A 21,968-nucleotide genomic window follows, 5' to 3' on the forward strand; every position below is an offset into this window, starting at 1 on the left:
TCTCCCGCTCGCGCCCGCGGTTCCCGCTCTCCTCTGTCTCTCCACTCGCTCCCGGGTCTCGCGCTCTCCGTCCTCCCCGTCGTCCCCCGTGCGAACGACCTCCCCCAGACGGCGCTCGCCCGGTCAGATTGCCTCGTCCAGCCGTCGCACCTCCGACTCGTCGAGGTCGATCTCGGCGGCGGCGACGTTGTCGGCGAGGTGGTCGAGGTCGCCCGTCCCCGGAATCGGGACGGTCACGTCCGAGGTGTGGAGCAGCCACGCGAGCGCGATCTGGTGACGCGTCGCGTCGTGGGCGTCGGCGACGGCGTCGAGATCCGCGGCGACCTCGTCTAAGTCACCCGCGGCCATCGGGTACCACGGGAGGAACGCCACGTCGGACCGCTCGCAGGCGTCCAACACCGGCTGTTCGTCGCGGTAGCCGACGTTGTAGCGGTTCTGCACGCTCACCACGTCGACGATCTCGCGCGCCTCGTCGAGCTGCTCGACGGTGACGTTCGAGAGACCGACGTGCTCGACGAGCCCCTCGTCGACGAGTTCCGCGAGCGCCGTCACGCTGTCTGCGAACGGTGTGTCCGGGTCCGGCCGGTGGAGTTGCAGGAGGTCGATACTGTCGACACCCAGTCGGTCACGGGAGACCAGCGCCTGGTTCTTCAGGTAGTCCGGGTCGCCGTGTGCCAGCCACTCCGTGTCGGCGTTGCGCAACAGCCCCGCCTTCGTCGCCACGACGGCGTCGTCGACGATCCCCGACTCCCGGAGGAGTCGCTCCGAGACACCCGGGCCGTAGGAGTCTGCCGTGTCGACGAAGTCGACGCCGTACTCGATCGCACGCCGTGCGACCTCCCGTGCGTGCTCCTCGTCGTCTGGCGCGCCGACGATCCCCTCGGCACACAGCCGCATCGCGCCGTACCCCATCCGCCGGATCGTCAGTCCCTCTGCGAGTTCGTACGTCCCTGCCGCCGCGGCGTCTGGTGTTCGTGTCACGACACACGCCTCGTCCCCAGGCTGTCTGACTCTTGCGGTTCGCCACGTGGGATCGTCACCGTGTGGGACCACCAGAAGACACTTTATGTGGTATGGGTTACCACGGGGGTATGGACGGTGAACGACGGACCGCCACGTACGCCGAGATGGTGGAGACGATGGTCGGTGAGAACCCATACCCCGAAGGCCGTCGGCCCTCGCCGGATCGGTGAAGGGCGTCGGATACGTCGCCGTTCGGACGACCGCGAGGGACCGTCGCCGTGCGCGCGACGGCCGTGACACCGGGTCTCTCGTCGTTTCGAGCGGGGACCGTCCTCAGGCCACCACCAACCACGCGAGGAAGACGACGAGTCCGCCTGCGAGCGTCGAGACGACGGCGTGGGTCCGGAGCCGGTCGAGCAGTTGGTGGGCGTCACCCTCGACGGAGAGAGCCTCGTGGATCTCCGATCCCAGTTCGCACCGCGGGAGGAAGTCCGTCGCGACGTGGAGGAACACGCCGGTCGCGAACCCGAAGACGACGCCACGGACCGCGGGCGCGTCCGTCGGGAGCGCGAGCGTGGAACTGGCGAGGGCGGCGACGCCGACACCCGCGGCCGGGAGTAGTACCGCGCGCCAGTCGCCGCCGCGAGAGACGTACCGGTTCGCGGCGGCGTAGCCGGCCGGCCCCTTGTGCGAGACGATGGAGAGGCCCAAGAGGAGTCCCAACTCGGGGACGTTCGCGTAGATCACGCCGATGATGACGCCCGCGCTGACGGAGTGTGCGGTGAGTTCGAGGATCGCCCTGTCGCCCGGCACGTCGAGGTGTGCCAGTCGGTGCCCCAGCGCGTGGCCGGAGTAGCCCGCGAGCAGTCCGAGCGCGATCCCGAACCCACCGAACGTCTTGCTCTGGTTGATCGCCTGCGGCAGCAGGAACACCGACGCGCTGGTGATCATCGCGCCGCTCGCGAGTCCGTACCCCCACACGAGTGTCCGAGCGCGTTCCCGAGAGACCCGCGCGCCGGCCCACGCCGCGACGGCCATCGAGGCGAACGCCACCCACCCGATCCAGAGCAGCTTCGTCCGTGCCGTGTCCGCGACCGCCCCACCGCCGCCCGCGTCGAGCCACAGCACGAGCCCGGAACTCACCACCAACGCCGCCGTCGCCGCCACGCCGCCGACGAGGCCGCTCGTGTCTCCCTCTCGAAGCCCGTTCGTCGTCACGTCTGTCACGTTGTTATCTCTCTCCCTGTGATTGTTAAGGCTGCCGAAGTGACCGACAGGTGGTTGCTAACAGGCGTCCACTGTCGCCTCCGGCGGTTCACGATCGCCTGCGACATCACTCGGTGAGAGGTCACGCTGTGGCAGGCTCGTCCCGTCGGAGCGCCCACACCGCGGATAGGAACACACTTGCCCGGAGCCGTACAACGCTGTGTGTGACTACGGTCCCGCCGGACGTGCACGACGTGCTCGCGCAGTTGCACCGTGCCGCCATCCGGCACGGGGAGACGGACGACGCGGAGACGTTCACGGCGGCCGTCGAGACCGCAGAGACGGTCGTGGAGAACAAACTCCCCGAGGGACGAGTCCGCGAGACGCTCCGACACGGCTACGACCGGGCGTCGGCGACCGTCGAGACCCAGCCCACCGTCGCGGTCGAGTACGTCCGATCGGCAGACCGGCTGCTCGCCAGCGAGACGGACCGCGACCCGACGCTCGGCGGCACCGGCGACGACCCGGCGCTCCCCGACGCCGTCCCGACCGACTCGACGGACCCGGACGACGAGTCGGGCGAGCGGAGTCGAGAGAGCGACGACGGGAGCGAGTGAGGTACCGAGAGCGGGCGAGAGACGTTCCGTGACGGACGAGTCCGAGTACGCGGTGGATCGTTCACTCGGTTTCCACTCAGAGTAGTTTCAAGTGTGTCGAGGCGTTCGTGTGTCGTATGGAACCCGAGGAGGCTGTCCAGCAGATCGAGTACGTGATCGACGCCAGCAGCGCAGCCGGTGGGCGACGCTGTGCCGCCGGCTACCGCCCGGTGTTCGACCGTGTCGCCGACCACTCGGAGGCGACGGTCACGGAGCTCGCCACGGAGTTGGGTGCCGAGATCCGTGCCGGCGAGCGCCCCGACCCTGCGGCCGCCGAGCGCGTCGCCGACCGTGTCGTGGGCGTCGCCGCCGACGGCGGACACGTCGACGACGACGACTGAGACCACTACCCGACGCCCACGCGCGTCTGCTCCGGTGTTCGAACGACGATTCTCCCGAGGCGTTCGGTCGACAGTCTCGACTCTCCCGACTCACTCCTGGATCACCGTCGTCCCAGACTCGTCACTGTCGAAGGAGCGTCGGTAGGAGTTGCGAGGGAAGATCGCCCCGAAGGACGGTCTTCCTGCACTGCGGGGCTTGGTGACCCCGTGTTGCGAGGGCCGTAGTGGCCACCAGTGCGAGGGATGCGATTTGAACGCATGGACCCCTACGGGAGCGGATCTTGAGTCCGCCGCCGTTTCCAGGCTTGGCTACCCTCGCACGCACCCACACCTCTGGCGAGGGACGATTAAAACGTTCCGAACTACCAGCAGCCGGCGGCCGGTCGCGCGGCCGTGGTGATCGAGACGACTCCCGCCGAGTGACCTGTGGTGTACGACCCGCACCGAAGAGTTACGACGGCTGCCCACGCACTACCGGTGTGGACGAGCACACGCGCACGAACGAGGTGGCACCGCCGGCCGCCGGGAGTCCGACCGGCTACAGCCCCACCCGTGCCGACTCCAACGGCTGGGAACACGGCACGCTGCGGCGCGCGACGGTCCACGGCGTCCGGCTGTACAACGCCGGCGAGTACCACGAGTCACACGACTGTTTCGAGGACGAGTGGTACAACTACGGCCGTGGCTCCGCGGAGTCGCAGTTCCTCCACGGGATGGTGCAGGTCGCCGCCGGCGCGTACAAACACGTGGACTTCGAGGACGACGCCGGGATGCGGTCGCTGTTCGAGACCGCCCTCGACTACCTGACCGGGCTCGCGGACGACTACTACGGTGTCGACGTGGCCGACGTGCGCGAGACGCTGCGGGCGGCGCTGTCGGACCCCGCCGCGCTCGACGGCTGGCAGGTCACCCTCGACGGCGAGACCCCCGTCGCCGACGAAGTCGACGTGGCCTACGCCGAGTCGCTGGAGCACTGAGCGACTGCCGCTATCTCCCACTGCGTGGTGGGGGATAGACACGCCTTTTTGTACGGGGGGCGAGGTGTCGCCCATGAGCGAGTACGACCCACAGGAGATCGAGTCTCGCTGGCGCGACCGGTGGGCCGAGGACGGCACCTACGAGCCGGCCCCCGACCCGGACGGCGACGCCGACGCGACGTTCGTCACGGTCCCGTACCCGTACCCCAGCGGCGGGATGCACCTGGGCCACTGTCGGACCTACACCGTCCCCGACGTGTACGCACGGTACCGACGCCAGCAGGGGGACAACGTGTTGTACCCGATGGCGTGGCACGTCACCGGGACCCCGATCATCGGTGCGGTAGAGCGCCTGAAGAAGCGCGAGCCGGAGCAGATGTCCGTCCTGCAGGATACCTACGGCGTCTCCGACGACGCGCTGGCGGACATGGAGACCCCGATGGGGTTCGCGACGCACTTCGTCGAGGAACACTACAAGACCGGGATGGACGAACTGGGGCTGTCCGTCGACTGGCGCCGGGAGTTCACGACGGAGGACGACCGCTACAGCAAGTTCGTCACCTGGCAGTACGAGACGCTGAAGGACCGCGGCCTGCTGGAGAAGGGGCTGCACCCGGTGAAGTACTGTACCAACGAGGAACAGCCCGTCACCACCCACGACCTGCTGGAGGGGGAGGAGGCGGAGTTCCAAGAGTACACGCTGGTGCGGTTCCGCGCGACCGTCGCGGGAGAGGACTCTGACGCCGATGCAGAAGCCGAGGAGGTGATCGCCCCGATGGCGACGCTGCGACCGGAGACGGTCCGCGGCGTGACGAACGCATACGTCGACCCGCAGGCGACGTACGTGGTCGCGACGGTCGACGGAGAGTCCTGGCTGATCTCGGCGAGCGCCGCCGAGAAGTTCCGCCTGCAGGAGCGGAACGTGACCGTCCGCCGCGAGGTGGCCGGCGAGACGCTCGTCGGGACGGACGTGACGAACCCCGTGACCGGGGAGGCGGTGCCGATCCTGCCTGCGGACTTCGTCGACGCCGACAACGCCACCGGGGTCGTGATGAGCGTCCCGGCACACTCGCCGGACGACTACGTGGCGCTGCGCGAGGCGAAAGCCGACGCCGAGTCGAATCCCGAGCGGTTCGCCGACTACGGTCTCGCCCCCGAGCGCGTGTCCGCCATCGAGCCGGTACCGATCCTGGACGTGGAGGGGTACGGTGACGTGCCCGCCCGCGACGCCGTCGAGTCCGCCGGCATCGAGTCCAGCGACGACCCCTCGTTGGAGCAGGTGACCAACGACCTGTACAACGCCGAGTTCCACCAGGGGCGTCTCCACGAGACGTACGGCGAGTTCGCGAACGGCCTGATCGAGGAGGTCCGCGACGAGTTCAAGGCGCAGGGCGTCGCCGCGGGTCACTTCGACACGATGCAGGAGTTCTCCGAGGAGGTCGTCTGTCGGTGTGGCGGCGACGTGGAGGTGGCGAAACAGGACACCTGGTTCCTGCGGTACAACGACGACGACTGGAAGGCGGCGACGAAGCGCGTGATCGAGGGGTTGGACGCCATCCCGGAGAACACACGGAGCCAGTACACGGACACGGTCGACTGGCTCAACGAGTGGCCGTGTATCCGCAACTACGGGTTGGGGACGCGACTGCCGTGGGACCCCGAGTTCGTGATCGAGCCGCTGTCGGACTCGACCATCTACATGGCCTACTACACGGTGGCCCACCGCGTCCAGCGCGTCCCGACAGACGCCCTGGACCGGGAGTTCTTCGACGCCCTGTTCTACGGCGCCGAGGCGGTCGACGACCTGCCCGAGGCGGTCGACGCCGCCGACCCGAGCGACGCCTTGGTCGGGCGCGCGACCGACGCCGGCTCGGAGATCGACCGGCGGACGAGCGACGAGATCGCCGACGCAGATGCAGAAGCGGACACGGAGGCGGCCGAGTACACCCGCGCCGAGAAGCTGGAGACGGCATTCGCGTTGCGCGCTGAGTGGCAGTACTGGTACCCCGTCGACTACCGGTTCTCCGCGAACGACCTGATCGAGAACCACCTGACCTTCTACCAGTACCACCACGCGGAGCTGTTCGACGAACCCGAGTGGCCCCAGGGGATCGTCGTCATGGGGATGGGCCTGCTGGAGGGCGAGAAGATGTCCTCCTCGAAGGGGAACGTCGTCCTGCCGGGCGAGGCGGTCTCGGAGTACGGGGCCGACACGGTCCGGTTCTTCCTGTTGAACGCCGCCGAGCCGTGGGAGGACTACGACTGGCGGTCCGACGCCGTCGTGTCGGTCAACGACCAGCTGACGCGCTTCTACGAACGCGCCAGCGAGACGATCGCCGCCGCGGAGGCGGACGGCCTGCTGGACGGAGCCGTCGCAGACGGCGGGGCGCTCCCGGAGAGTCCGACCGCGCGGCTGGCGGACGCCGACTTGGAACCGATCGACGAGTGGCTGGTGTCGACGCTGCAGGACACCGTCGAGACGGCGACGCAGGCGCTGGAGCGTGCCGAGACGCGGACCGCCTCGCAGGCCGTCTTCTACGACTTCGACGCCGACCTGCGGTGGTACCGGCGGCGGACGGACACGGACCGCGAGGGCGCTCGCCGCACCCTGTTGCGTGTGCTGGAGACGCGCCTGCGACTGCTGGCGCCGTTCGTCCCGTTCCTGACCAACGAACTCCACGAGGAGTTGACCGGTGTCCCCGCCGAGGCGGCGGCCTGGCCCGAGCCGGTCGACGAGTTGCGGGCGCCCGACGCCGAGTTGCGCGAGGAGCGCGTCGAGGCGCTGACGGAGGACGTGCGCGACATCGTCGAGGTGACGGACCGGGATCCGGAGACGGTCCGGGTGTACGTCGCCGCCGACTGGAAGCGAGACGTGTTCGACGCCGTCCGCGAGGCGGGTGCCGACGTGGGTGCGGCGATGTCGGAGGCGATGTCCGACCCCGACCTGCGCGAGCGCGGTGACGCGGTCAACGACCTCGTGCAGGACCTCGTCGAGTTCGCCCGCGGCGCCGACGACGAGCGGCTGGCGGCGCTGGCCGACCTGGACGAGCGGGCCGCCTACGAGGCGGCCGCCGACTTCGTCGCCCGAGAGTTCGACGCGACCGTCGAGGTGTACGCCGAGGACGACGCCGACCTCGTCGACCCCGACGGCAAGGCGTCACAGGCGGTGCCGTTCCGACCGGCGATCCACATCGAGTGAGCGTCGGTCGACAGCCGGCACGACGGCGCGTTTCAACTGTGCCCCGCGCGTAGTGAGGGTATGAGCCACGCAGACGACACGCCGGTGCCCGAACCCCTCAAGCGGGTGGTCCGGAGTGTGACGCCGCCGCAGGTGAGCCGCGGGAACAGCCAGATGGACACGATCGGGTGGGGGTACTTGGCCATCCTCGCGGTGATGTTGATCCCGTTCCTCCCGTTCCTCGTGCTCGCGTGGCTCGCGAGCAAACTGTTCGCCGCGCTGGACCCGCGCGAGGGCGACGACTGAACTGCTGGGCGGGAACTTCGTCGGCTACCGGTTCGTGTCGCGGGGGTGGTGGTTCAGAAGTGTGTGTCTGGTGTAGTCCGGTAGCACGTCTCCAGTGCCGTGTCGAGGTCGTCGAGCGACTGCTGGAACTCGTCGAACAGAGAGCGCCCGAACTCGAGTCCCATCGCCTCCACCTCCTCGACGTACTCGTGTGCTGCATCGCGTACCGCACGACAGAACTGGCACCGACGGACGACGTAGCCACGAGCGGACGCTGGGACGACCGCCGGCATGTCTGCACCAGTCGCCACCCTGTAGGAGACCACCAGTTCCTCCCGTGAGATGGGCTCCACGACGACCGTACCGAGACCCGGAGACAGGTTCACGTCTACCGTTTCGCCAACGTCGACCGCTCCCTCCGCGAGACGTGTCGCCCTGTCAATCAAGCCAGAGACGTGTATCGTGAGTAGCTCCCCGACGTACTCCGGTTGCCACGGGCAGTTGCTCTCGTAGTTCTCCTCGTCGCGCAGTCTGTTCACCCGCGTTCCGCCTGCGTCTATCCGAATCCCTCCACGGATGTCGTGGTAGTCGATCACCTCGTCGGCAATCTCGAACTGTATCGACACGGGTTCACTCATACTCTGTGACTGTGGTCGGTGGTGCGCTGTCAGAGGGTGCGGCGTTCAGAACCGAGTCTCCGGTGTCGTCTCACGACACGTCTCCAGTGCCGTGTCTAACTCGTCTAGTGCCGTCCGGTACTCCTCGAACGCAGAGCGACCGAACTCGATCCCCATCGCCTCCACCTCGTCGAGGTACTCGTGTGCTGTATCACGCACCGAACGGCAGAACTGGCACCGACGGACGACGTAGCCACGCCCACTCTCCGGTGTGACGGTCGGAATGTCGTCACCGGCTGGGATCCAGTACGAGACGACGAGATCCTGTGCGGAGACGGGCTCGAAGGCGAACACACCCATTCCGGGAGACAAGTCCAGTTGCTCTCTCTCCCACACCTCACACTCACCACTCGCGAGACGAGTTGCGACCCGGACCACCCCACCGATGTCTTTCCAGACCAGCTCCCCGACGTACTCGGGTTCCCACTCTCGGTTGCTCTCGTGAGCCGCCTCGTCACGGAGACGGTTCACTCGTTCACCATCGACGAGGATTCGAATGCCGCCACGGAGATCGAGGTAGCTGATAACCTCGTCGACGAGCTCGTACTGCACAGTTACTCCGTTCATTCTGGCACCTTCGGATACACTGTGCGAACGATACCAGTGTCTGTGTTCCGAACGAGCGCGATGGCGTCGAACGAGCAGGGATCGATCTCGGGACCTCGGTAGACTAGTTCTCCCGGATTGATACCTACGTCACCCTCCTCGACGATCACTCGAACCACGTTCAGAACCTCGTCCCGACCCCAATTGTGCGGGAACAACTCTTCATCGTCGTTCGACTCCACCCCGGGTTCGACGGGCCACTGTCCCTCCGAGTCGGGGTGGGCGTGCCTCGCCGCGACGTGCTTCAGGTCGGGCATCCCGTCCCCGTGCAACCCTATGCCTTCGGTCCACTTGTCGGTCTGGAGCAGGAAGTGTGGCTGACCACTCGGTCCACCGTACCCGACGAAGCAGATGTCACCACCGCCGATTCGCTCGTCGATCTTCTGCCTTCGCTCGAGTTCGTGGTTCAACCCGGCCAGTTGCCCCGTCAACTGTGAGAGCAACGCCTCCACACTCTCCACCTCGTCGACGCGCTCGACGATTCGCTCGACACGAGCCTCGCGCTCCGCGTCGAGTTCGTCGCGGAGCGTCTCCGCGGACTTCCGTCGCTGGACGTGGATCGGTGCGCCGGAGAAGCGCCGCACTGCGACACTCTCCGTGTTCGACACGCGTTCCGCGAGCGTCTCGACGCGCTCCGTCCAGTCGCCGCCGCTGCCGAACCTCGTCTCGATCTCGCCGTCTCGCGGGAGCACGGACACCGTCCCCGGCGTGTTCCCGTGGGCGTGTGCCAGTTGGTGTGCGAGGAGTCGTCGCCCCGCGGTCGACGACGGGTCGAACTCGCCGCGAGCGAAGCCGACGTGGCTGCCGACGACGAACGCTCTCGCGTCGAGGTCGGCCGCCGCCTCGGCGGCGGCCGCGTCCGCGTGGATACGGACGGCACCGAACCGCTCGACCACCTCGTCGGCTTCGTCACCGAACCCGCGACGGACCGTGTCACCGAGTGACCGTCCAGGTGACGGGACCACACACTGCAACGACTCGGGGGCGCGTCGGTCCTCACTGCCCCCGCTCCGGACCCGCCGGAGTCGTTCGTCCGTGTTGTACCGACGGGACCGGTCGACGAACCGCTCGACGTCCCACGGAACCGGTGTTCCCTTCCGCTCGCGGAACCGCTCCATCCGAGAGGGTCTGCCCATCACGTCGAGTGGCATCCCTTCGTCGATCCACTCGCGCACCTGGTTGCCGTACCGGTCCTCGTACCGCAACAGCGTCCTGTACTCGTCTCTGTCGGCGATCTCGCGGCCGAAGTACGCCGCTGCCTCGGACAGCGACTCGTCGAGAGTCGGACGACCGAACGCTCGACCGGTGTCGTCGGTCGTCTGGCTCTCGTCGTGACTCGACGTGTCGCTGCGACTCGACCGCGAGCTGGTGCGACGCCGATCGCGCCTCTTCCCCCCCATGAGAACCTAATCTAGACTGTGCGCGAGTGATCGATAATGGTTCCGACAGAGTGTGACGACTGCACACGACTCACGCGACACTCGAGAGGAGAGTGGAGTGTCCGCTCTCTCGTCTCGACCCCAGAGTCGAGAAGTCGAGCAGCGATAGGTTCCCGAAGACGGGTGTCTCTACCACCGGCGTCGACGAGTGCCGTCACCACCACCATCGCACCCACGACCCCGACCGCCGAGCCGCCGCGAAGCTACTCCGCGACGCCGAGCAGGTCGAACTCGTACCCGTTGTCGCGTTCGTCGGCGTGCTCGTAGACGACGTGGGCGGCCGCCACGTCCTGGATCGCCAGTCCCGTCGAGTCGAAGACGGTGATCCCGTCGTCCTCGGTCCGGCCCTCGCGGTCGCCGACGACGATCTCGCCGATGGCGGCGTAGATGTCCGCGTCCGTCAGCGTCCCCTCGTGGAACGGGACGTTGATCTCGCCGGAGTGGGTCGTCTGGTCGTAGTCGTCGATGACGAGCTTGGCGTCCAGCAACACCTCGTCTGCGAGTTCGTGTTTCCCCTCCGCGTCGGCACCCATCGCGTTGACGTGCGTGTGTTCGCCGAGCGCGTCGCGCGGGACGATGGGATCGCGGACGGGTGTCACCGTCGAGAGCACGTCACAGGCCGCGGCCTCCTCGACACTGCCCGGTCGCACGTCGAACTCGTCGTCGAAGGCGTCGACGAAGGCCGCGACGGCCTCCTCGTCCACGTCGCTGATGACGACCTCCTCGATGGGCCGGACGGAGGCGATGGCGCGCAGTTGGGTGTACGACTGGACGCCCGCGCCGACGATCCCCATCGACGTGGCGTCCGGAACCGCGAGGTGGTCGGTGGCGACCGCCGCCGCCGCGCCCGTCCGCTTCATCGTCAGCTCCGTCCCGTCGAGGATCGACAGCGGGAACGCCGTCTCGGGGTCGGAGTAGATCATCGTCCCCATCACCGTCGGCAGGCCGTAGTCGTCCTCGTTGTCCGTGTGGACGTTGACCCACTTCACGCCGGCCGCGTCCCACTCGCCCGCGTCCATGTACGCCGGCATGGAGCGGAAGTCGCCGTTGTACTGCGGGAGGTCGATGTACGACTTCGCCGGCATCTGTGCGTCGCCGTTCTCGTAGGCGGCGAAGGCGTCCTCGATGGCCGGCACCAGTTCCGTCATGTCCGCGTTCTCGTGTACGTCCTCGCTGTCGAGCAGGAGCGTCTTCATCGTCGCAACATTTGCACACGCCGGTTTAGAAGGTAGCGAAACCGGGGCCACCCGCCGGCCTCGTGGACGCGACCACCAGGCGGTGGGACCGACACTGGCGTCGACCGAGCGGATCGAATCCGGCCGCCGCGGACCGGAAGCTACGTTACCCGCCGGCCGGACCGTAGAGGTATGACGACCAGTTCGGCGCCGGGGAAGGTGTACCTCTTCGGCGAACACGCCGTCGTCTACGGCGAGCCGGCGGTGCCGTGTGCCGTCGAGCGACGGGCGCGCGTGACCGCGGAACCACGCGACGACGACCGAGTCCGCGTCGACGCGGGCGACTTGACACTCGACGGGTTCACCGTCACGTGGGGCGGCGACGTGGACGAGCGGCCGGACGTGGACGCACCGCCGAAACTCGTCGCGGCGGCGACGCGGTACGTCGACGAGGCGGTCCAGCAGACCCGCGCGGCCATCGACGACGAGACGCAGGGGTTCGACATCACCGTCGAGTCCGACATCCCGCTCGGGGCGGGGATCGGCTCCTCGGCGGCCGTCGTCGTCGCCGCCATCGACGCCGCGACGCGGTCGGTCGGCGTCGAACTCGCCCCCGAGACGGTCGCCGAGCGGGCCTTCCAGGCGGAGTACGCCGCCCAGGACGGGCAGGCGTCGCGGGCGGACACCTTCTGTTCGGCGATGGGCGGTGCGGTCCGCGTGGAGGGTGACGACACGCGGACCCTGGACGCGCCGCCGCTGCCGTTCGTGATCGGCTACGACGGCGGCGCGGGCGAGACCGGGGAGCTCGTCGCGAGCGTGCGCGACCTCCGCGAGCGGCACTCCTTCGCCGCCGACACGGTCGAGGCGATCGGCGAGCTGACGCGGACCGGCGAGGAGCTGCTCGCGGCTGCCGCGGACGGCGGGCTGTCGACGGATCGCCTCGACCGACTCGGGGAGTTGATGGACGTCGACCACGGACTGTTGTCCGCGCTGGGTGTGTCCGCACGGTCGCTGGACGCGATGGTGTGGGCCGCCCGCGACGGTGGCGCACACGGCGCGAAGCTGACCGGTGCCGGCGGCGGCGGCTGTGTCGTCGCCCTGGATCGGACGGACGGCACCGAGCGGTCGCTGTCGCTGACGCCCGAGTGCGAACAGGCGTTCCGCGCGGAACTCGCCACGGAGGGCGTCCGCGTCGAGTCGCCGTGACCCCGAGCCGGACGCGACGGACCCGACGACAGCGACCCGACACGGAAAGAGACGGACCCGACGACACACGGACACGGAAAGAGACGGACCCGACGACACACGGACACGGACGAGGGAGTGAGACCAGTGCGAGACGACACACTACACACCGACGACACGGATGGAATCGGAGGATCGACCGGCGCCACCACCACCAGTACCACTACCGCCACCGGAGACGAGCGACGGGAGATCGACTCGAACGCTCCACCCGTTCGCGCCGACGGGGGCACCGTCGAGTCGGGACACACGACGGTGCTCAAACTCGGCGGCTCGGTGATCACCCAGAAGGACCGCGCCGAGACGCTGGACGGTGCGGCCTTGGACGCGGCAGCCGACGCCGTCGCGGCGGCGCTGGAGGCGGGCACCGTCGACCGACTGGTGCTCGTCCACGGCGCCGGCTCGTTCGGGCACCACCACGCGAGCGAACACGGCGTGACGACGACGGAGGGGACCACAGACGCGGGTGCCGTCACGGCGATCCACGGCGCGATGACGACGCTCAACCAGTTCGTCCGCGCACGCCTCCGCGAGCGCGGCGTCCCGGTCGTTCCGGTCCACCCGCTGTCGGCCGCGAGTCGCGACGCCGACGGCGAGCTCACCCTCTCGGGAGAGCCGACGCGAACGCTGCTGTCGGAGGGGTTCGTCCCCGTGTTACACGGCGACGGCGTCGCACAGACGGGCTCCGGGGTGACGATCCTCTCCGGCGACGAGGTGGTCGTGCGGCTGTCGGAGGCGCTGTCCGCGGACAGAGTCGGGCTGTGCTCGTCGGTGCCGGGCGTGTTGGACGACGACGAGAGCGTGATCGACCGGATCGACGACTTCGACGCCGTCGCGTCGGCGTTGGGTGCCAGCGACGCCACGGACGTGAGCGGCGGGATGGCGGCGAAAGTCCGGGAACTGCTCGCGCTCGACGCGCCGGCACACGTGTTCGGCCCCGACGCGCTGGAGGCGTTCCTGGCGGGCGACGACGTAGGGACCCGCGTCGAGTGAGTCCCAGTGGCCGCCGCTGGCTCGGCGTCGGGGTGGTGCAGGTCGGGTAGTCAGTCCGTCCACGCGACGCGGAACAGTTCCGTCTGGATCTGGACCCTGTCGGCGGTGTGGTGGGCGAACTGGGCGTTGAGGTCGAGCGTGACGGCGAAGGCGTCCGTCACCCGTCCCCCGGCGTCCTCGACGAACGACTCGACGAACGACGCACTCCCCTCGTTGTGGAGCGTGTACGAGACCACCGGGAGCGAGCACTCGCCCGCCGTCGCCGCCACGGTCTCCAGGAACGCGCGGTCGGCGTGTTCGTTCCCCGTCTGTGCACCGAACGGTGGGTTCGCGACGACCGTGACACGAGCGGGCGTCGTCGCCTCCTCGTCGTCGGTCGTGTCCGACTGGCGTTCGCCGAGGTCCTCGAGCCCGTCGAGATCGCCGAGGTCGCCGAGGTCCTCGAGCCCGTCGAGTCCGCCGAGACACAGTGGCGACCGCGAGGCGTCGGCGCGGAGCCACCACACCGGCGTCGGCGGGTCGACGCGGCGTTCGTTGCGGCGGGCGGTCGCCAACGCGTCGGCGTCGAATTCCACGCCGACGACCGCGGCCGGCTCGTACAGCGCCGCCGCGAGCGCGAGCCGACCGGTGCCGGCGCCCAGGTCGACGACGAGTGCGTCGGCCACGTCGCCGCGCATCGCCGCGACGTGACAGAGGTGTGCCGCCACGTCCGTCGGTGTCGGGTACTGTTCGAGCGACGCCTCCGGGTCGGCGAACGACGCCACGTCCGCCAACGCCCGTTCGACCGCGCGTTTCTGCACGGCTCCGCTCCGTGTGGGGCGCGTGTAAGCGTGACGACCGCGAGCGGAGACTGGGAGAGTTCCGGAGAGAAGAGCGGGTTGCCGAGCGGCGAGACCGAGACTCAGACCGTGACCGGGCCGTCCACGTGGAGCGCGACACCCTCGCGCTCGGCCCGTTCCGCGAGCGCGGCGAGGGCATTCTCGACGGCCGTCTCGTCGGCCACGTCCGTCACCTCGACGACGAACTGCCCGGCGCCGAGGAACGACGCGGCACGGACCAGATCGCGTAGTCGGTCGGCCTCCCGCTGAGTCGACAGCGGACAGTCCTCCGCGAAACACGCCTCGGCACGCAGCGTCGCCGGTTGCGTCCCCTCGGCTGCGAGTTCCGTCTTCAACTCGCGCAGGTACGCCGGTGCCGTCGACGCCAACGCCGACGCCGTCAGTTCCACCGGTCGTACGTCCGCCGGTTCGCTCGCCGCGACCGCCCGCTCCACCCGCGATGTCGTCGTGGTGCTCATCGTATCAACCCATATACTCTGGTTATACAAAAGACTTCGGTGATGCGCAGTAGTAATCTCTCGGCCGAGTTCGGATCTCGTCGGCGGTTCGGGGACGGAATCACCGGGTGGTACAGACGGGTTCCCACGAGAGTCGGAAATTCGCCGCGTAGGCGCCCCGACACCCCTCGACTCGCTCTCGATATCGTATCTAATACTAACGGATCGGGACGACCGGGAGTCTCGCAGAATCGCACGACAGCGGCGGGACGGGGGACGGCCGACACCCACTCCGGCAACAGATTTAAATAGGTGTGACACCAGAAACCTTAACAATGGAAGGTCCCAGCCGCCAGCGGACGCGCGAGACCGAGACGGAACAGGAGACGGAGTCCGACGAGTCCGTCGAGTGTCCCGAGTGTGGGTCCGACGACGTGGTGATGGACGCAGACCAAGGCGAGTTGGTCTGTGACGACTGTGGGCTGGTGTTGGACGAGCGCCAGATCGACCGGGGACCGGAGTGGCGGGCGTTCAACCACTCCGAGCGGCAGTCGAAGTCCCGCGTCGGGGCCCCGGTGACGGAGACGATGCACGACAAGGGGCTGACGACCACCATCGACTGGAAGGACAAAGACGCCTACGGGCGGTCGCTGTCCTCGGAGAAGCGGTCCCAGATGCACCGCCTGCGGAAGTGGCAGGAACGCATCCGGACGAAAGACGCCGGCGAACGAAACCTCCAGTTCGCGCTCTCGGAGGTCGACCGGATGGCGTCCGCGCTCGGCGTCCCGCGCTCGGTACGGGAGGTCGCCTCGGTGATCTACCGACGAGCGCTCAAGGAGGACCTGATTCGCGGCCGCTCCATCGAGGGTGTCGCGACGGCGGCGCTGTACGCCGCCTGTCGCCAGGAGGGGATTCCGCGCTCGCTCGACGAAGTCGCGGAGGTGTCTCGCGTCGAACAGAAGGAGATCGGACGGACGTACCGCTACATCTCGCAGGAACTCGGCTTGGAGCTGAAACCCGTCGACCCGAAGCAGTTCGTCCCGCGGTTCGCCTCCTCGCTGGGCCTCTCCGAGGAGACACAGGCGAAGGCGACGGAGATCATCGACGTGTCGGCCGAACAGGGGCTGCTCTCCGGGAAGTCCCCGACCGGCTTCGCCGCGGCGGCTATCTACGCCGCCTCGCTGTTGTGCAACGAGAAGAAGACCCAACGCGAGGTCGCCGAAGTCGCACAGGTGACGGAGGTCACCATCCGGAACCGCTACCAGGAACAGATCGAGGCGATGGGCTTCCGCTGAGCGGAGCGTTCGTCACCACCGTCTCGGACTCGACCGCTCGTCGTCTCCGTCGGTCGTCTCCGTCGATCCTCTCCGTCGGCCACACCCCCGAGACACACGTGTCGGTAGCCTCTCGACTGCCCCTGGTGTCCTCACGACTCCTGCCGGACGAACACGGTGACCTCCTGGCGGAACAGCGCGGTCTGTAGTCGACTCCGCGAGTAGCCGCCGCCGAGGTACTCGGCGACCCGATCTTCGTACCGCGGAGTGGTGACGACGACCGGTGGCCGCTCGGTCGGGACGTACGAGGCGTTGAACGCCGTGTCCGTCTCCGCGTCGACGCGTTCGAAGTACCACGGGAGCGGGAGGCGGTTCCCCCAGCTGCTCTGGTCGATGGCGGCTATGGGCGGCTGATCGTACTCGTTCCGGGTGTGGAACCGCGGCGCGACGTACAACACGTCGACGCCCTCGTTCCCACGGATCGCGCGTTCGACGGCGGGGAGCATCGTCGCCGGATCGTCCGTCGGCTGGCCGTACTGTGCCAGCGGCGAGCCGCGTTCTGGGGCGTCGTAGGCGTCCGCGACCGGCACGCCGCCGGCGGCGACGGCGGCGACGACGAGTGCGACGGCCAGCGTCACCCGCCCGTAGTCGCGAGCGGACACGCGGACCCGGAGTGCACGCACCCCACGTGTGAGCCCGACCGCGGCGGGGATCGCGACGAACGGGACGAGGTGGACGGCCACCCAGGGGTACGGCTCGCTCGCCGCGACGGCGAACACCAACAGTCCCCACAGTGTCGCGTACCCACCGAACGCGACGAGTCGGCGCGTGTCGTCGCGGTACCGTTCCGAGAAGAAGCCGACGAACCCCGCCGCGAGGAGGACCGGCGTCGCCGTCACGAGTGTCCGAACGATCCCGACGGCGTACTCCACGAGTCCGTGCCGGCCGGGCGTCCGCGGGTTGAGTCGGTAGACGATCCGGTAGCCGACGAACTCTTCGACGGCTCCCTGGAAGGCGGGGCCGGCGGCGCCGACCCACTGGAGCGGATCGTACAGCCCCGGTGCGAGTCCCGCCGTCCGTGGCGCGAACAACACGAACCACACCCCGAGGAAGACGAACGCCCCACGAGCGAGCGGCGTCGCCCGCTCGGCGACCGCATCGGCGAGGTGTCGCACCGTCGCGACAGCCTCGGCGGGCCGTCGACGCACCCGCGCCTCGTCGAGTGCGAACAGCCCACCGAGGAGCCACACGAGCGGGTACGCGAACCCGAACCCGGAGGCGCCGACGGCCGCCGCGAGCGACCCAGCCGCGAGGTACAGGCCGCGGCGGTCGTCGTGGGTCGCGTAGCGGACGAGCCCACCGACGACGACGAGCCCGAACACGGCCGCCGGCACGTCGCCGCGCAGGAACCGCGAGTAGTAGACGAACAGCGGTTCCACGCCCAACAGCGCCGCCAGTGCGACCGTCTCGCCGTCGTCCAACGCGCCACGGAACAACAGCGCCGCCAGCGGGGCGAGTCCGCCGATCACGGCGACGGGGACGCGAACGGCTCCGTCGGAGACGCCACCGAGTTCGATCGCCCACCGCGCCAGCACGTACACGAGCGGCCCACCGGCGACCGGCCGGTAGTCGAACACACCCGTCTCGGCGAACCTGAGCGCCCAGAACCCGACGCGGCCCTCGCTCCAGTGGAACGGCCTGGCGTCCAACGCGACGAGGCGCGCGAGGAGAGCGACGACCGTCACGGCGGCGACCACGGCGACGACACGGTCCGGGCGCTCCGACATACACCGCCGTCCCCCTCGCTCGGTAGTAGGTTTTCGGGTTTCTCGACGACGAGTGATCGGGCCCGTGAGCTACCCCGCCGTCGAGGAACTGCCACCGCGCAGTCACCCGGAGCGACGCGACATTTTTGTCTCCCGAGTCGTGACCCACGCAAGAGGACACATGAGTGATCCAGGACGGGGGACCACGGATCGGGGGAGTTCGAGCGCCGACCACGCCACCGACGAGGCCGGGAGCGTCGAGTCGACCGGTGACGAGTCGGACGAGCCGGCAGGGGTGGAGTCTGCCGACGACGAGGCCGGCGAGTCCGCGGAGACGGGGAGCCGGCTCGACGGCGCCGGCGAGGGTGCCCGCGAAGAGCTCAGAGACGCGGCCCAGCGTGTCGGGGAGACGGCGACGAGCGCCGCCGACGGGTTCGACGAGCGACTGGTCGACCTCCTCTCGTGGGTGCTCGACACGGAGACGCGGGCCCGGATCTACACGTACCTGCGTCGCGTACCGGGGTCGACGAGTGCGGAGATCGCCGACGGGACGGACCTGTACCCCAGCACGGTCCGCGAGGCGCTGGCGGGACTCCACGACGACGGGTTCGTCACCAGGTGTAAGCGGGTCGCGACCGGCGCGGGGAACAACCCCTACGAGTACGAGGCGATCCCGCCGGCGGAACTCGTCGACGCGGTCGTCGACGACGTGCAGTCCGGCCTGAACGCGGTGTTCAACATCGACGAGCGGCTCGGTCGCGACGAGAGCGACCACTCGGAACCGGTCCGGATCACCGTCGAACGCGAGGGGGACGCCGGGGAGACGGACCGCGTCGGCACCGACGATCCGAGCGAGGAGTGACCACGCCGCGGGACGAGGCCCGCGTGGCGGCGTAGCGGTGACGACGAGGCGACGGGTGAGTGACGACGGCCTCCGATCGGACAGTCGGACGGAACGCCCGTTTTATCAGTCGGGGTCACGACGCGGGAGTATGGACGTGGCGCTGGGTGGGACGTTCGACCCGATCCACGACGGTCACCGCGCGTTGTTCGAGCGCGCCTTCGAGTTGGGGGACGTGACGGTCGGACTCACCTCCGACGAACTCGCTCCGCGGACGCGACACGTCGACCGGTACGTGCGGTCGTTCGAGGACAGACGTGCGGACCTGGCGGCGGAACTCGACCGCCTCGCGGGCGAGTACGACTCCACGTACACGATCCGCGAGTTGACGGAGCCGACCGGGATCGCCGTCGAACCGCAGTTCGACGTGTTGATCGTCTCGCCGGAGACGGAGTCGGGTGGCGAGCGGATCAACGAGCGGCGCCGCGAACGCGGGCACGACCCGCTGGAGATCGAGGTGGTCGACCACGTCGCGGCCGCGGACGGCGAGCGGATCTCCTCGACGCGGATCGTTCGCGGCGAGATCGACGAACACGGGAACCTCACGCCGGAGCGAGACGGTCGCGAGTCGACGCGACCGGAGTGAAGTCGACGCGGGTGGAGTGACACGAGTCGCCCCGACCAGAGTGGCGCGAGTCGAGGCGGCTGGAGTGAACGCGGAGTGGCAGGTGCGTCTCCTCACCCGCGGCCCTCACCAGTCGGGCGGTTGGAACCCGGCGTCTTCGAGGAGTCGCTTCCAGTGGTTCTGGACGGAGAGCCGCGTGACATCCATCGCCTCGGCGACGGCAGTCTGTGAGCGTTCGGCGCCGGCGACGAGCGAGCCGGCGTAGACGGCCGCGGCCGCGACGGCCGGTTTCGAGCGCTCTTCCTCGGGGACGTTCGTCAAGAACAGTTCGGTGGCGTTCGTCCGCGCCTCGGCCGGGAGATCCAGCGACTCGGCCGCCCGGCGCATGTCGGCGAGGTGGGTCTCGTTGTCCACTTCGTCACTGGCTCTGTACACACGAGTCCGTTCGAGTCGGTCGGTGGTAAGTGCTGTCCCGGGCGTGGTCGGCGGTGGGAGGGTGTGTCGTGCGTCCGTCAGGTTCTTGAGCGAGTCTGCGGATACTCGGAGACGCGCGCGGGTAGCCAAGCTAGGCCAACGGCGCAGCGCTTAGGACGCTGTCCTGTAGGGGTCCGCCGGTTCGAATCCGGTCCCGCGCAGTCAAACCGCGCCCTTCAGACTCCCCCCGACAAATAATAATTCTAAATATCCTATATGGATAATATGCCACCGCTGACACTCTCCCGCTGTACCGAAGCGTTGGAAAATGATCTCAACCGTGGTATAGTGGTGATACCGAAAACGCACGACAGGGTCTCGATTTAGAAGCGATGGTTGACACCTGTCCAAGCCCCTGACTTTTCTGAGGTCTGAACAAACTTTTACTATTAATAAATTTAATGTGAGATGGTTTAAACCCCACTACGACTCAGTCTCGACGACAGACTCCACGTAGTGCCCCATTCTAACCCTCTTCCAGAATGTCGGACCCTCACTGTCCCTCGCTTCCGCCTCTTCACAGAACTCGCAGTGGTCTGGACTCCACTTATCCCAGTCACTCAGAGCCTCAAAAGCACTGTCCTGACCGCTGTATCCGTCGTTGCCTTGGAACTTTCGTTGTTGTCGGTCTTCGTAGTCGTAGTGGTAGATGTTCCGAGTGTTATGCATCCCCATCGGGATGTCTTCGGCAGGTGGGAGCCGCCTATCGTGAGCAAAGTCACCAAATCCAGAAACCCCAGCCTCCCGAGCAATTGCGGGTCCGAAGTTGTAGTTCACCCCTCTAAATACACTGAAAGCATCAAGGATGATCCGTTCATTACTATCAAACATTTCTGCTACTTCTGTTAGGTTCTTTCGAGCGGTAGACTCAGGACCTAGTTCAGCCGGCTCGATTGAGTCGAGTAATAGAATATCCTCATTCGAGATCGTATCTCGAAGCTCCCGGAGATCCTTGTTTTGTTTTGTGGTCAGCTCCGAAGACCCGATGAAGACTCGAATAGCCACACGGTTGAAATCGTCGGATAGATTTCGATATCTGTTAAATAGAACCGAATAATTAAATTGGTCATTTAAGTGTCCCGAAACGACAGGAACGCCGATATAATCAGATTTTTTATTGAAAAATTTGACTGGAGTATCAAAATCACTGAGGAGTTCCTCAACCTCGGCGGTGAAGCCGTTTGGTTCCTCAGTTTCTGTTAGATACTCCGGGACATCCACCAAGACAGGGGTTCCAGCTTGAGCATAGACTTCTAAATTATCTAAATCTGACTCTTCAATAATTTCAATAATTGGAACGATGTCCAGCGTTTCATCCTGCTGAAACCGACGAAGACCACTAAACTCATCTACCACGTTCCTCTCCACTTGGCCATCTCTCAGTATCGGTGAGTAAACTGAAAGTTGAGTCGATGATTCACTCGAGGTCTGTGACTCGCTCCCACTCATTTGTTGACTCCCAATCGACAAGACGAAGTGTGTGTTTAAATAGGCGTTGGGACCGGAGTGAAAGTGAAATAGGTAGGTGAATTGTCTTCATTAGTGTTTCAGCGACTCAATCCCTCTCAGTGGAGATGGAGATGTCCACAGCCACTTTTTTGCTATCGTAGAGATACGCCACTAATAACAAAAGTCTTATAAAATATCAGCAACCGCGGCTCATCAGAAGGGAGCAATGAGGGAGAACTAAATGAACTTCTAGCGCACTGAGGCGGTTTCTATCGCCGCCCACCGTCCCTCGGACCCGCACAAGCGAAGCAGAGAGGACGCGCGCAGCGGAGCGAGCACGTCCGACCGTGGTTCGAATCCGGTCCCGCGCAGTGCGGAGCGAAGCGACGAACGAGCAGCGGCCGGATTCGAGCCCTGCAGAACGAAGCCCGGAACGACGAACGGAGTGAGTCGCAACCCGGACCGATCTGCTCCGGTTCGAATCCGGTCCCGCGTAGTCGGCGCCTCACCCTCGACGGAGTG

Annotated in this window: 21 protein-coding genes and 2 tRNA genes; 11 read left to right on the forward strand and 12 right to left on the reverse strand. The window is 67.2% G+C overall.

What is annotated here, in order from left to right:
• Nucleotides 1-123 precede the first annotated feature (123 nt).
• Both RYH80_RS01685 and RYH80_RS01690 read right to left on the reverse strand, forming a co-directional pair.
• Nucleotides 124-912: an aldo/keto reductase gene (locus tag RYH80_RS01685; protein WP_370904624.1), complete on the reverse strand. Its 789-nt coding sequence runs from the start codon at nucleotides 910-912 to the stop codon at nucleotides 124-126.
• Nucleotides 913-1,296: 384 nt separating this feature from the next.
• The gene (locus RYH80_RS01690) at nucleotides 1,297-2,181 is read right to left on the reverse strand and encodes a ZIP family metal transporter (protein ID WP_370904625.1); all 885 of its coding nucleotides are present in this window, start codon (nucleotides 2,179-2,181) and stop codon (nucleotides 1,297-1,299) included.
• A 212-nt stretch (nucleotides 2,182-2,393) separates the two neighbouring features.
• On the opposite strand from RYH80_RS01690, the gene RYH80_RS01695 reads away from it, so the two are divergent.
• A complete protein-coding gene (locus tag RYH80_RS01695) occupies nucleotides 2,394-2,786 on the forward strand; it encodes a DUF8101 family protein (RefSeq protein WP_370902125.1) in 393 nt (130 codons plus the stop codon).
• 116 nt (nucleotides 2,787-2,902) lie between these two features.
• Complete coding sequence (locus RYH80_RS01700; RefSeq protein WP_370902126.1) at nucleotides 2,903-3,166, forward strand: hypothetical protein; 264 nt, start codon at nucleotides 2,903-2,905, stop codon at nucleotides 3,164-3,166.
• Between the two features lie 235 nt (nucleotides 3,167-3,401).
• On the opposite strand, the gene RYH80_RS01705 is transcribed toward RYH80_RS01700, so the two are convergent.
• Nucleotides 3,402-3,485: transfer RNA gene (locus RYH80_RS01705), tRNA-Leu, on the reverse strand.
• A gap of 160 nt (nucleotides 3,486-3,645) precedes the next feature.
• On the opposite strand from RYH80_RS01705, the gene RYH80_RS01710 reads away from it, so the two are divergent.
• The 3 genes from RYH80_RS01710 to RYH80_RS01720 all read left to right on the forward strand — a co-directional run bounded on the left by RYH80_RS01710 (nucleotide 3,646) and on the right by RYH80_RS01720 (nucleotide 7,627).
• Nucleotides 3,646-4,143, forward strand: coding sequence for a DUF309 domain-containing protein (locus RYH80_RS01710; protein WP_370902127.1), 498 nt, complete (start codon nucleotides 3,646-3,648; stop codon nucleotides 4,141-4,143).
• A gap of 73 nt (nucleotides 4,144-4,216) precedes the next feature.
• A complete protein-coding gene (locus RYH80_RS01715) occupies nucleotides 4,217-7,342 on the forward strand; it encodes a leucine--tRNA ligase (protein WP_370902128.1) in 3,126 nt (1,041 codons plus the stop codon).
• 60 nt (nucleotides 7,343-7,402) lie between these two features.
• Nucleotides 7,403-7,627 carry a DUF7535 family protein gene (locus RYH80_RS01720; RefSeq protein ID WP_370902129.1) on the forward strand — a complete coding sequence of 75 codons (225 nt, stop codon included), beginning with the start codon at nucleotides 7,403-7,405 and terminating at the stop codon, nucleotides 7,625-7,627.
• A 53-nt stretch (nucleotides 7,628-7,680) separates the two neighbouring features.
• Here the strand turns inward: RYH80_RS01720 and RYH80_RS01725 are convergent, their stop codons facing one another.
• From RYH80_RS01725 to RYH80_RS01740, 4 genes are all read right to left on the reverse strand, one after another.
• Complete coding sequence (locus RYH80_RS01725) at nucleotides 7,681-8,244, reverse strand: hypothetical protein (RefSeq protein WP_370902130.1); 564 nt, start codon at nucleotides 8,242-8,244, stop codon at nucleotides 7,681-7,683.
• Nucleotides 8,245-8,289: 45 nt separating this feature from the next.
• Nucleotides 8,290-8,850, reverse strand: coding sequence for a hypothetical protein (locus RYH80_RS01730; RefSeq protein WP_370902131.1), 561 nt, complete (start codon nucleotides 8,848-8,850; stop codon nucleotides 8,290-8,292).
• On the reverse strand, nucleotides 8,847-10,289 hold the full coding sequence (locus RYH80_RS01735; protein WP_370902132.1) for an eCIS core domain-containing protein: 1,443 nt from the start codon (nucleotides 10,287-10,289) through the stop codon (nucleotides 8,847-8,849). The genes RYH80_RS01730 and RYH80_RS01735 overlap by 4 nt, the downstream gene beginning before the upstream one ends.
• Before the next feature lie 242 nt (nucleotides 10,290-10,531).
• The gene (locus RYH80_RS01740; protein ID WP_370902133.1) at nucleotides 10,532-11,524 is read right to left on the reverse strand and encodes an ornithine cyclodeaminase family protein; all 993 of its coding nucleotides are present in this window, start codon (nucleotides 11,522-11,524) and stop codon (nucleotides 10,532-10,534) included.
• Nucleotides 11,525-11,695: 171 nt separating this feature from the next.
• Between RYH80_RS01740 and mvk the strand changes: the two genes are divergently transcribed.
• Both mvk and RYH80_RS01750 read left to right on the forward strand, forming a co-directional pair.
• On the forward strand, nucleotides 11,696-12,709 hold the full coding sequence (mvk, locus tag RYH80_RS01745; RefSeq protein ID WP_370902134.1) for a mevalonate kinase: 1,014 nt from the start codon (nucleotides 11,696-11,698) through the stop codon (nucleotides 12,707-12,709).
• 294 nt (nucleotides 12,710-13,003) lie between these two features.
• Nucleotides 13,004-13,741, forward strand: coding sequence for an isopentenyl phosphate kinase (locus RYH80_RS01750; protein ID WP_370904626.1), 738 nt, complete (start codon nucleotides 13,004-13,006; stop codon nucleotides 13,739-13,741).
• A gap of 50 nt (nucleotides 13,742-13,791) precedes the next feature.
• Here RYH80_RS01750 and RYH80_RS01755 read toward each other — a convergent pair whose 3' ends face one another.
• Complete coding sequence (locus tag RYH80_RS01755) at nucleotides 13,792-14,541, reverse strand: METTL5 family protein (protein ID WP_370902135.1); 750 nt, start codon at nucleotides 14,539-14,541, stop codon at nucleotides 13,792-13,794.
• 101 nt (nucleotides 14,542-14,642) lie between these two features.
• Nucleotides 14,643-15,038: a DUF7961 family protein gene (locus RYH80_RS01760; protein ID WP_370902136.1), complete on the reverse strand. Its 396-nt coding sequence runs from the start codon at nucleotides 15,036-15,038 to the stop codon at nucleotides 14,643-14,645.
• Nucleotides 15,039-15,352: 314 nt separating this feature from the next.
• Between RYH80_RS01760 and RYH80_RS01765 the strand changes: the two genes are divergently transcribed.
• Nucleotides 15,353-16,312, forward strand: coding sequence for a transcription initiation factor IIB (locus RYH80_RS01765; RefSeq protein WP_370902137.1), 960 nt, complete (start codon nucleotides 15,353-15,355; stop codon nucleotides 16,310-16,312).
• A 131-nt stretch (nucleotides 16,313-16,443) separates the two neighbouring features.
• On the opposite strand, the gene RYH80_RS01770 is transcribed toward RYH80_RS01765, so the two are convergent.
• The gene (locus RYH80_RS01770; protein ID WP_370902138.1) at nucleotides 16,444-18,078 is read right to left on the reverse strand and encodes a flippase activity-associated protein Agl23; all 1,635 of its coding nucleotides are present in this window, start codon (nucleotides 18,076-18,078) and stop codon (nucleotides 16,444-16,446) included.
• Between the two features lie 160 nt (nucleotides 18,079-18,238).
• On the opposite strand from RYH80_RS01770, the gene RYH80_RS01775 reads away from it, so the two are divergent.
• The gene (locus RYH80_RS01775; protein WP_370902139.1) at nucleotides 18,239-18,919 is read left to right on the forward strand and encodes an ArsR family transcriptional regulator; all 681 of its coding nucleotides are present in this window, start codon (nucleotides 18,239-18,241) and stop codon (nucleotides 18,917-18,919) included.
• Between the two features lie 130 nt (nucleotides 18,920-19,049).
• Nucleotides 19,050-19,544, forward strand: a complete 495-nt coding sequence (locus tag RYH80_RS01780; protein WP_370902140.1) for a phosphopantetheine adenylyltransferase — start codon at nucleotides 19,050-19,052, stop codon at nucleotides 19,542-19,544.
• A gap of 105 nt (nucleotides 19,545-19,649) precedes the next feature.
• On the opposite strand, the gene RYH80_RS01785 is transcribed toward RYH80_RS01780, so the two are convergent.
• Complete coding sequence (locus RYH80_RS01785; RefSeq protein WP_370902141.1) at nucleotides 19,650-19,958, reverse strand: transcription initiation factor IIB family protein; 309 nt, start codon at nucleotides 19,956-19,958, stop codon at nucleotides 19,650-19,652.
• A 115-nt stretch (nucleotides 19,959-20,073) separates the two neighbouring features.
• Here RYH80_RS01785 and RYH80_RS01790 point away from each other — a divergent pair.
• Nucleotides 20,074-20,158, forward strand: a tRNA-Leu gene (locus tag RYH80_RS01790).
• 262 nt (nucleotides 20,159-20,420) lie between these two features.
• On the opposite strand, the gene RYH80_RS01795 is transcribed toward RYH80_RS01790, so the two are convergent.
• Nucleotides 20,421-21,365 carry a hypothetical protein gene (locus RYH80_RS01795; protein WP_370902142.1) on the reverse strand — a complete coding sequence of 315 codons (945 nt, stop codon included), beginning with the start codon at nucleotides 21,363-21,365 and terminating at the stop codon, nucleotides 20,421-20,423.
• Nucleotides 21,366-21,968: the final 603 nt, after the last annotated feature.

It is taken from the genome of Halobaculum sp. MBLA0147 (assembly GCF_041361345.1).
Classification (GTDB): domain Archaea; phylum Halobacteriota; class Halobacteria; order Halobacteriales; family Haloferacaceae; genus JAHENP01.